General features: G+C 76.2%; 10 protein-coding genes. 8 read left to right on the forward strand and 2 right to left on the reverse strand.

The genetic code is table 11. From position 1 onward, the window contains the following. From PAI11_RS22720 to PAI11_RS22740, 6 genes are all read left to right on the forward strand, one after another. Positions 1–1,800 (forward strand): AAA family ATPase (locus PAI11_RS22720; protein ID WP_170320775.1); only part of this gene is annotated, 1,800 nt, incomplete at its 5' end. Between the two features lie 30 nt (positions 1,801–1,830). Further along, positions 1,831–3,075 carry a glycosyltransferase gene (locus PAI11_RS22725; RefSeq protein ID WP_007579192.1) on the forward strand — a complete coding sequence of 415 codons (1,245 nt, stop codon included), beginning with the start codon at positions 1,831–1,833 and terminating at the stop codon, positions 3,073–3,075. After that, positions 3,072–3,956 carry a hypothetical protein gene (locus PAI11_RS25105; protein ID WP_050897363.1) on the forward strand — a complete coding sequence of 295 codons (885 nt, stop codon included), beginning with the start codon at positions 3,072–3,074 and terminating at the stop codon, positions 3,954–3,956. The genes PAI11_RS22725 and PAI11_RS25105 overlap by 4 nt, the downstream gene beginning before the upstream one ends. Next, positions 3,956–4,384 (forward strand): hypothetical protein, encoded by a 429-nt coding sequence (locus tag PAI11_RS26620; RefSeq protein ID WP_007579196.1) that lies wholly within the window; start codon positions 3,956–3,958, stop codon positions 4,382–4,384. The genes PAI11_RS25105 and PAI11_RS26620 overlap by 1 nt, the downstream gene beginning before the upstream one ends. Then, positions 4,374–5,615: a glycosyltransferase family 4 protein gene (locus PAI11_RS22735; RefSeq protein WP_007579198.1), complete on the forward strand. Its 1,242-nt coding sequence runs from the start codon at positions 4,374–4,376 to the stop codon at positions 5,613–5,615. The genes PAI11_RS26620 and PAI11_RS22735 overlap by 11 nt, the downstream gene beginning before the upstream one ends. Continuing rightward, positions 5,612–6,457 (forward strand): hypothetical protein, encoded by an 846-nt coding sequence (locus tag PAI11_RS22740; protein ID WP_007579200.1) that lies wholly within the window; start codon positions 5,612–5,614, stop codon positions 6,455–6,457. Before PAI11_RS22735 ends, PAI11_RS22740 begins: the two co-directional genes overlap by 4 nt. Before the next feature lie 128 nt (positions 6,458–6,585). Here the strand turns inward: PAI11_RS22740 and PAI11_RS22745 are convergent, their stop codons facing one another. After that, complete coding sequence (locus tag PAI11_RS22745; RefSeq protein WP_007579203.1) at positions 6,586–7,482, reverse strand: NAD-dependent epimerase/dehydratase family protein; 897 nt, start codon at positions 7,480–7,482, stop codon at positions 6,586–6,588. A gap of 36 nt (positions 7,483–7,518) precedes the next feature. After that, positions 7,519–8,025: a GNAT family N-acetyltransferase gene (locus PAI11_RS22750; RefSeq protein ID WP_007579205.1), complete on the reverse strand. Its 507-nt coding sequence runs from the start codon at positions 8,023–8,025 to the stop codon at positions 7,519–7,521. Positions 8,026–8,102: 77 nt separating this feature from the next. Between PAI11_RS22750 and ftsY the strand changes: the two genes are divergently transcribed. Both ftsY and PAI11_RS25110 read left to right on the forward strand, forming a co-directional pair. Continuing rightward, on the forward strand, positions 8,103–9,152 hold the full coding sequence (ftsY, locus tag PAI11_RS22755) for a signal recognition particle-docking protein FtsY (protein WP_007579207.1): 1,050 nt from the start codon (positions 8,103–8,105) through the stop codon (positions 9,150–9,152). Next, positions 9,149–9,890 (forward strand): LysR family transcriptional regulator (locus PAI11_RS25110; RefSeq protein ID WP_211656651.1); only part of this gene is annotated, 742 nt, incomplete at its 3' end. The genes ftsY and PAI11_RS25110, both read left to right, overlap by 4 nt.

Consider the following 9,890-nt stretch of genomic DNA (forward strand, 5'->3'; position numbering starts at 1 on the left):
CCTCGAGCACCTGCCCGACGCGGGCTGCTCGACGGCGGCGGTCGCGACGGCGCGCGGGTGCTGCTGCCGGCCGACGCGGTGCCCGGCGGCGACGCCGACGCGCCCGTCGGGTCGGCGCCGATCGCGGGCGCCCAGCGACTGGCCGACCAGGTCCGCGGCGACGATGGCCCGGTCGCGATCGTCCGCCGGCTGCTGGCCGACGCCTGGCTGGTCGAGGCGCTGCCCGACGCCGCGCCGGATGGCTTCTCCGGGATCCTGGCGACCGCCGAGGGCCAGGTCTGGGACGTCGGGACCGGCGAGCTGCACCGCAGCCCCCAGGGCGGCGAGGAGCGCGTGCTGGCCGAGCGCAACCGCCGCGACCGGCTGGTCGCCGACAGCGAGCGCGCCGTCCAGGCCGAGCAGGCCGCCGTCGCGGACGTCGAGTCGCTGCGCGACGAGCTGGCCGAGCTGGCCCACGAGCGCGAGCAGGCCGAGCAGCGCACCCGCGAGGCCCGCCGCGCCGTGGTCGACGCCGAGGAGGCGCTGCGCGACGCCACCCGCGCCCTCCAGCGCCGCCGCGACGCCCCCGACGAGGGCGCCAGCGCTGTCCGCCGCGCCCAGATCCTGGGCGAGCTGTCGGCCGAGCGGCGGACCGCGGAGCGGCTGCAGCGCGAACGGGCCGAGCGCGAGCAGCGGGTCGAGGGCCTGGAGCGCGCGGTCGCCGCCGACGAGGCCGTGATCCCGGCCGGCGAGCGGCTGACCGAGGCGCTGGCCGAGGCCCTGCGGATCGTCCGCGAGCGCCGTGTCCAGCTGGAGCAGGCGGTCGCCGACGACCGCGCCGCCGGGGACGACGTCGCCGGGCGGCTGCGCGCCTGCGCCCAGCGCGAGGCCGACCTCAACCAGCAGCTGCGGAAGATCGGCGACCGGCTGACCGCGGCCGAGGTCGCCGCCCAGCGGGCCCGCGACCAGGAGCACGAGATCGGGCTCGAGCTGGAGCAGCTGGCCGAGCGTCTCGGCCTGCCCGCCGAGCCGGCCGAGGAGCCGCTCGACGCCGAGACCGCCGAGGGCCTGCGCCAGCGGATCGCACGGCTGCAGAAGCGCCGCGAGACCCTCGGCCCGGTCAACCCGCTGGCCCAGGCCGCCTACGAGGAGGCCCGCGAGCACGTCGACGAGATCGAGTCCCAGCGGACCGACCTCGAGACCGCGCTGCGCGAGCTGCGGGCGTTCGTCCGCGACACCGACCGCCAGATCCGCGAGACCTTCGAGCAGACCTTCGCCGCCTGCGCCCGCAACTTCGAGGAGCTGGCCCAGCACGTCTTCCCCGGTGGCTCGGGCCGGCTGCGGCTGGTCCGCGAGGCCGCCGACGAGGACGCCGAGGGCGAGGGCGACGAGTCGCTCGACGACGCCGACCAGGACGAGGTCGAGCGCGAGGACGACATCGGCGTCGAGATCGAGATCACCCCGGCCGGCAAGCAGATGAAGCGGCTGACGCTGCTCTCCGGCGGCGAGAAGACGATGACCGCGATCGCGTTCCTGTTCGCCGTCTTCCTGGCCAAGCCGAGCCCGTTCTACGTCCTCGACGAGGTCGAGGCCGCGCTCGACGACCTCAACATCGATCGCTTCCTGCAGCTGCTGCGCCGCTACAAGGACCGCGCCCAGTTCATCGTCGTCACCCACCAGAAGCGGACGATGGAGGTCGCCGACGCGCTCTACGGCGTGTCGATGGGCGGCGACGGCGTCTCGAAGGTCGTCTCCCGCCGGCTCGACCAGCGCGACGGCGAGCAGGCACCGCACCTGCCCGGCCTGTCGACGGCGAGCTGACCTCGGTCGCAGGCTCTAGGGTCTGGCCGGATGCCCTCGGCCGCCGGCCATCGCGCGCTCTACGCGGCGTTCGACCGCTTCCCGTCCCGCAAGGGCTCCGCGGTCCACATCGACCGCTTCGCCCGGACGCTGTTCGACCACCACGGCGGCGGGCTGCTGTACGTCCTCGGCGGCGACGACCTGCCGCCCTACCAGCGCGAGGGCGCGGTCGAGATCGTCCGCTTCAGCCGTCAGGAGCCGCGCTTCCTGGCCCGCGCGCTGGCCTTCGGCGCCCGCCTCGACGCGCTGCTGGACGAGCACGCCGAGACTCTCGAGGTCTGCCACTTCCGCGATCCGTGGAGCGGGCTGCCGATCGTCGAGCGGTTCGCCGACGACCCGCCGGGCGAGCGACCGCAGCTGGTCTACGAGGTCAACGGGCTGCCGTCGATCGAGCTGCCGTTCCTCTTCCCGCGGATCCCGGAGGCGACGCTGCGGCGGATCGCCGAGCTGGAGCGGCGCTGCCTCGACGCCGCCGACGCGGTCGTCGTCCCCGCCCGCGCGATCGCCGACGCGGTCCGCGCCCGCGGGGTCGGCGACGAGCGGCTGCACGTGATCCCCAACGGCGCCGACCTGCCGGCGCCGACGCCGCGTCCGGCGGACGCCCCGCCGCGCTACCTCCTGTACTTCGGCGCGCTGCAGCCGTGGCAGGGACTCGACACCGCGCTGCGGGCGCTGGCGCGGCTGGCGGACCTCGACGACCTCCGGCTGGTCGTCTGCTCCTCGGTCCACCGCCGGCGGGCCAAGCCCTACGTCAAGCTCGCCGAGCGGCTGGGGGTCGCCGACCGGGTCCGATGGCACGTCGCCCTGCCCGAGCACGAGCTGGCCCCGTGGCGGGAGCACGCGGCGCTCTCGCTGGCGCCGCTGCGCGACTGCGAGCGCAACGTCGTCCAGGGCTGCGCGCCGCTGAAGCTGCTGGAGTCGATGGCCTCGGGCACGGCGGTCGTCGCCTCCGACCTGCCGGCCGTCCGCGAGCTGGTGACCGACGGCGTCGAGGGCCGGCTGGTCCACCCCGATCGCCCGGCCGAGCTGGCGCGCGTGATCCGGGTCCTGCTCGACCACCCGCAGCGGATCGCCGAGATGGGGGCGGCGGGCCGCCGGCGGATCGCCGAGGGCCTGACCTGGGAGCGCTCGACCGCCGAGCTGTCGCGGCGCTACTCGACGTTGGGCGCGCGACGTGATCGAATGCGCGCCGTGCCCTCGCTCGCCACCGACGACGCCGCGACCCCGATCTCGTGACGAGCGTCCGCGAGAGCCTCCGGATGCTGTCGTCCGAGCACCGCGACGTGCTGCGGACGAAGCTGGTCGACGACCGCCGACCAGCCGCGGAGTGGCACGCGCTGCTGGCGCCGCTGCACGACCTCGACGTCCGCGCCGACGCGGCCCGGTCGCGGGCCGGCAAGCAGCTGCTGTGGCTCTACGTCGCCGGGATCGCGCTGATCCTCGCGTCGCTGTTCGTGGCGCCGATCGCGGCGCTCGCGCTGCTGGTCCTGTTCGCGATCCCGATCGTGGCGCTGCACCTGCAGCGGGGCCGGCTGAAGCGGCTGGACCTGGCCGACGCCGCGCTCGGGCTGGCCCTGCCGCTGCTGCCGCTGCTGGCCGAGGACGCCGCCGACGACGCCCCGCTGGAGCTGGCGCTCGACCTGCGGGGGCCGACCGTCGACGCCAAGCGGACGGGGGAGGGCGAGCCGTATGCGCGCGGCGCCTACCACCGGATCGTCGACACGTTCTTCGCCGATCCGTTCCTGCACGCCCGGATCCGCTTCGCCGACGGCGCCCACGTGCGGCTGGCGGTGGTCGAGCACGTTCGCCGGTCGCGCAAGGTCAAGCGCAACCCTCGCGGCAAGACCAAGATCAAGGTCAAGTCCAAGCGCCGCATCCAGCTCGACGTCTCGGTCGCGTTCCCGGCCCGCAACTACGTCGCGGTCGCGGCGCCGACCGGCGCGCTGCCGCCGACCGACCGCGAGCGCGTGACCGTCCGCGACGGGGCGACCGTCGTCGCCGAGCGGCGGGTCGTCAAGTCCGCCGGCGCCGGCGGCGCGATCGACTCCGGCCACCTCGTCGACCTGCTGGCGCGCGCCTACGGACGGGTCGAGCCGGTCCGGAGGAAGAAGCTCTGATGACGACCGGCCTCGACCGCTGCGCCTGCAAGCGCGGCTTCTTCACGCTCCGCGACTGCGACCGTCCGGCGACCACCGCCTGCGACCTCTGCAGCCGCCGGGTCTGCGACGAGCACCTGGCCCCACGGGTCCAGGCGCGCGTCTGCGTCGAGTGCGCCGCCCGCCAGGCCGAGGAGGCGACGACGCCGAGCGAGCCGCCGACGGGCGCGCCGGTCGTCCACCGCGGCGGGCACGGGCCCGAGGCGGTCGTCGATCCCGAGCAGGCGACGGTCCGCACCGCCCGCTACCGCCGCCGCTACTACGACGACCACGGCTACGAGCCGATGTGGTGGGCCAGCCACGACAGCTACTGGGCCGGCGACGGCTACCGCTGGCACGACGACGACGACTTCGACGACGACGATGGCGGCGGGTTCGGTGACTCCTGACGCCCTGCGACCGCTGTGGCTGACGGAGACCTACCCGCCGGCCCGCGGCGGGATGGCCCAGTCCTGCGACCGGATCGTGCGCGGGCTGCGGGGCGCGGGGGCGACGGTCGACGTGCTGCACGTGCTGCCGCGCGCGCGGCCGGGCAGCCCGTCGTTCGCGATCCAGCGCCAGGCCGGCGGTCGCTACCTGGCCTGCCCGGTCGACGACGACCCGCCGCACGCCTTCAACCGCGCCTGGTCGGCGCTCGACGCGGACCCGGCGACGCGCGACATCACCCACGTGGTCGCCTTCGGCGGCTCGCGGCCGATCACCGTCGGACCGGTCCTGGCCGCCTGGCTCGGGGTCCCGCTGGTGACCCTGATCCGGGGCAACGACTTCGACTCGGCGGTCTTCTCGGCGCGGCGCCGGCCGCTGCTCGCCGACGCGTTCTCGCGCTCCGCGCTGGTGGCGGCGGTGGCCCGCGACAAGGTCGAGAAGATCTCGGCGCTGCACCCCGACGTGCCGGTCCGCTGGATCCCGAACGGGATCGACCTCGACGCCTGGGACCTGGCCCCGTCGGACCGTGCCGCCGCGGCGGCGTGGCGGGCGGCGACCGTCCCCGAGGGCCGGCGGGTGCTCGGGCTCTTCGGCCACCTGAAGCCGAAGAAGGGCGGCGCGTTCTTCCTCGACGCGCTGCTGCGCTCCGGCCGCGCCGAGGCGTTCCACCTGCTGCTGGCCGGCGAGCTGGATCCGGAGATGGACGCCTGGCTGGCCGAGCACCGCGACCGGGTCTCCTGGACGACGCTGCCGTTCCTCGACCGCTTCGAGCTGCTGCCCTGGTACGCCGCCTGCGACTGGATGGTGATCCCGTCCTTCTACGACGGGCTGCCGAACGTCCTGGTCGAGGCGGTCGCACTCGGGATCCCGGTGATCGGCTCGCGCGTCGCGGGGATGGCCGACGTCCTGACCGACGGCGAGACGGGGCTGCTGTTCGACGTCGGCGACGAGGCCGGCTGCGGTTGGGCGCTGGAGCGGGCGGCGACCCTCGATCCGGCGGCGCTCGCCGCTGCCTGCCGGCGGCTGGCGGTCGAGCGGCTCGACGCCCGGACCGAGACCGGCCGCTACCTGGCCGCCCTCTCCGACGTGCTCGGCGACCGGCGGCCGGCGCCGGCTTCCGACCTGGTGGCGGTCGGCGACCCGGCGCCCCCGACGGCGAGCGCCGAGCCGCTGGCGGGAGGGCGATCCTCGTGACCGGCGGCCGGATCCTCTACTACGCGATCGGCGGAGGGCTCGGCCACCTGGTGCGCGCGCGGCGGGTCGTCCGGACGCTCGGGCTGGAGGATCGCGTGGCGCTGCTGACGGCGTCGCGGTTCGCTCGCGACGAGCGCGTGACCGGCGGGCTGCCGGTGGTGCGGGTCGCGCCGGGCCTGGAGCGCGAGCCGTGGCGGATCCGCGACCTGATCGCCTGCCAGCAGCCGAGCGAGCTGGTCGTCGACGCCTTCCCGCTCGGGATCCTCGGCGAGCTGGACGGGATCGCGGACGTCCCGATCCGCCACGTCGCGCGGCGGCTGCGGTGGGAGCGCTACCGGGAGCGGATCGGGAGCGGCCGGATCCACTTCGCCACCACCCACCTGCTGGAGCCGCTGGAGCCCGAGCACGAGCGGTTCCTGCGCGAGCGCAGCGACGTCGTCGAGGAGCTGGTCCCGGAGCGCGAGCAGCACCGTCAGCGCCGCGCCGCGCCGGGCCCGCACTGGCTGGTCGTCCACAGCGGGCCGGACGAGGAGACGCTGGAGCTGGTGGCCACCGCCCGCGAGCACCAACGGACCGAGGGCGTCGAGGTGCCGCTGGTGCTGGTCGCGCCGCGGCGGCCGCCCGGATTGCCGGCCGGGGTGGTCTGGCGCGACGTGCACCCCGCGGCGTCGCTGTTCGCGGCCGCCGACCGGCTGGTGACCGCGGCCGGCTGGAACGTCGTCGACGAGGCGTCGCCGTTCCGCGAGCGCCACCACGTCGTCCCCTTCCGGCGGTCGCTCGACGACCAGGCGGCCCGCGCGACCCGCGTCCGGCGCGAGCGCGCGGGGCTGCAGCCGTCGTAGGCCGGTCGGGGAGCGGTGGCGTCAGTTCGCGGCGCCCCGCGGAGGTGGCGTCAGTTGGCCGCGCCAGGCGCAGGAAGATGACGCCAGCTCGTCGCGGGGCGGACAGCTGACGCCACCTGGCTGCCGCGTCAACCGCCGACGTTCGCGGCGCCCAGCGCCGCGCGCTGCGCCGCCACCTGGGCGGCGAGGCCGTCGGCCAGCGTCCAGCGCGGGGCGAACCCCAGCGCTTCACGGGCGCGGGTCGTGTCGGCGGCGGTGTCGCGGACGTCGGCGGCGTGGGCCGCCGCCGCGGCGGTCCGCAGACGCCCGCCGCACAGCTCGCGGATCGCCGCCAGCACGTCGCCGAGCGCCACGCGCTCGCCACCGCCCAGGTTGTAGACCGCGCCGGCCGGCCCGCGCTCGGCCGCGGCGATCGTCCCCGCCACGGCGTCCTCCACGTACGTGAAGTCGCGGGTCTGGCGACCGTCGCCGAAGACCAGCAGCTGGCCGCCGTCGAGCCCGGCCGTGATCGCCCGCTGCAGCGCCATGTCCGGCCGCTGGCCGGGGCCGTAGACGGTGAAGTAGCGCAGCACGACGACGTCGAGGCCCTGAGCGCCGTAGGCGGTCGCCAGCCCCTCGGCCATCACCTTGGTCGCGCCGTACGGCGAGATCGGGCGCAGGGGCGCGTCCTCGGGCGTCGGCAGCCGATCGGGATCGCCGTAGACCGACGAGGACGAGGCGAGCACCACGCGCCCGACGCGGGCGGCGTGGGCGGCCTCGAGCAGCCGCTGGGTCGCGCGGACGTTGTCGTGCAGGTAGTCGTCGAACTGCTCGCGCCAGCTGGCTCGCGCCGACGCCCGGCCGGCCAGGTGGAGGACGACGTCGACGCCGCGGACCAGCGGGTCGAGGTCGAGCGCGGCCACGTCTCCCGTCACGTCGGCGCCGGGCCGGCGGTCGACGCCGGTCACCTGCCAGCCGCGCTCGCGCAGCGCGGTCACCAGGTGGGTGCCGATGAACCCGGCCGCGCCGGTGACCAGTGCCCGCATGGCGCGCGAGCGTAGCGGGCGCGGCCGGGACCGGCCTCAATCGGCGGCCGTCAGCCGCTTCTCCAGCCAGTGCGCGGCCCGGACGTTGCCGTTGTAGTCGTCGATCTCGACGTAGCCGGCCGAGCGGTACAGGTGCAGCGCGTCGGGCTGGCGCGGGCCGGTGTCCAGCCGCACGCGCCGGTGGCCGAGGGCGCGGGCCTCGCTCTCGAGCATGGCGAGCAGCGCCCGGGCGACGCCGCGGCCCCGGGCGGCGGGCGCGACGTACATCCGCTTGATCTCGGCGATCGCGACCGGCCCGCCGTCGCCGTCCGGCTCCGGGACGCGGATCGTCTTGACCCCTCCGCAGGCGATCGGGTCGCCGTCGATCCGGCCGACCAGGAAGGCGCCGCCCGGCGCTGACATCTCGTCCGCGCTGGCCGACGGCCACGGCCCGTCCGGCGGACCGTAGAGGTCGTCGATCTCGGCCAGGAACGCGCGCAGCAGCCCGGCGCCGGGCTCGGCGTCGGCGCGCTCGACGGTGAAGCGGACGGGAGCGGGGGACACGTCTCGATCCTAGGGCCCGCCGTCGCGGCCGCCGCGGAGCGCGGTGCGCCGACGGCCTCGCGCTATCGTCGCCTGCGATGGCGCGCGAGTGGACCGACCTCTTCACCCTGGACGAGGCAGCGCTTGAGCGGGCCGGGGCCCTCGCGCCCGGCGACGAGCCCGAGCGTCGCGGCCGCTTCTTCAAGCGCCTGCGCCAGAACCTCAAGAAGACCCGCGACGCGCTCGGCGCCGAGCTGACGCAGACGCTCTTCGACACGCTCGACGACGAGACCTGGGAGCGCCTGGAGGAGGCGCTGATCATGGCCGACGTCGGCGCCAAGGCCACCGCCGAGATCGTCGGCCGGCTGGAGACCGAGGCGACGACCGGCGGCATGACCGACCCGGCCGCGCTCCAGGACCGCCTGACCGAGCTGCTGGCCGAGGCCGCGCGCCCGACCGGCGACGCCACGATCGACCTGCGCCACGGCCCGACCGTGATCATGGTCTGCGGCGTCAACGGGACCGGCAAGACGACCTCGATCGGCAAGCTCGCCCACACGCTCGCCACCCAGCTGGGGCAGAAGGTCGTCCTCGGCGCCGCCGACACGTTCCGCGCGGCGGCCGTCGAGCAGCTGCAGATCTGGGGCGAGCGGGCCGGGGTCGAGGTCGTCGCGGCGGTGCCGGGCGGTGCCTCCGATCCGGCCTCGGTCGCCTTCGAGGCGGTCCGCCGCGGGCGCGAGGCCGGCGCCGACGTGGTGATCGTCGACACCGCCGGGCGCCTGCACACCCAGCTGCCGCTGATGGAGGAGCTGGCGAAGGTCCGGCGGGTGATCGAGAAGCAGCTGCCCGGCGCCCCGCACGAGATCCTCCTGACCGTCGACTCGACGACCGGCCAGAACGGGCTCCGCCAGGCCCAGGAGTTCTCGCAGGCGGCCCCGGTCACCGGGATCGTGCTGACCAAGCTCGACGGCAGCGCCAAGGGCGGGATCGCGATCGCGATCGCCCAGGAGCTGTCGATCCCGGTCAAGCTGATCGGGATCGGCGAGGCGCTCGAGGACCTGCGGCCGTTCGACGCCGACGACTTCGCCAGCGCGCTGGTGCGGCCGGACGAGCGCGACCCGCTGGCGGCGGGCCCGGGAGCGCCGTGAGCGACGGCGGCGGGCAGACCGGCCGGCCGCTGGTCCACGAGGATCGGCACGCCGACCCGGGCGCCGCCGCGAGCCTGCTGCCGGCCGCGACGCTGCGCCAGCTGGCCTACCTGGTCGCCGTCGTCGACCACGGCTCGTTCACGGCCGCGGCCAGCGAGCTGCACGTCGCCCAGCCGTCGCTCTCGCAGCAGGTGCGGCTGCTGGAGCGGACGGTCGGCGGGCCGCTGCTGGAGCGCCTGCCGCAGGGCGTGCGGCCGACCGCGGCCGGCCTGGTGCTGCTGCCCAAGGCCCGCGCCGCCCTGCACGCCGTCGGCGACGGCACGCTGCTGGCCCGGCGCGAGATCGAGGAGCCCGGCGGCCTCTGCCTGTCGGTCGTGGCCGGCGCCCCGAACGCGCTGCTGAGCGCGGCGGTCGGCCGCTGGCGCGACGCCCACCCGGGAACCACCGTCCGCTGGCACGAGTTCCCCGACCAGGCTCGGATCGAGGAGAAGGTCCGCGACGCCGCCGGGGTCGTGGCGATCGCCGAGGCCCCGCGCTCGTGGGAGGGCACGGTCGTGCCGCTGACCGAGGAGCCGCTGGTGCTGGCCCGGCCCGCGGCCGCGCCGGCCGGTCGCGCGCTGCCGCTGGTGGCGACGGGCTTCGAGGGCCGGCTGCCGGACGTCGCGTCGCTGAGCGCCGAGGGCGTGCTCGACGCCCCCGGCCTGGCCGAGGCGCTGGCGCTGGTGCGGGCCGGGGCGG

Source organism: Patulibacter medicamentivorans (genome assembly GCF_000240225.1).
Taxonomy (GTDB): Bacteria; Actinomycetota; Thermoleophilia; order Solirubrobacterales; family Solirubrobacteraceae; genus Patulibacter; species Patulibacter medicamentivorans.

Bases quoted from the DNA above. Each gene is read 5' to 3' on its own strand.
- PAI11_RS22725 (WP_007579192.1), top strand. From the start codon at position 1,831: ATGCCCTCGGCCGCCGGCCATCGCGCGCTCTACGCGGCGTTCGACCGC.
- PAI11_RS26620 (WP_007579196.1), top strand. From the start codon at position 3,956: ATGACGACCGGCCTCGACCGCTGCGCCTGCAAGCGCGGCTTCTTCACG.
- PAI11_RS22745 (WP_007579203.1), bottom strand. From the start codon at position 7,482: ATGCGGGCACTGGTCACCGGCGCGGCCGGGTTCATCGGCACCCACCTG.
- ftsY (WP_007579207.1), top strand. From the start codon at position 8,103: ATGGCGCGCGAGTGGACCGACCTCTTCACCCTGGACGAGGCAGCGCTT.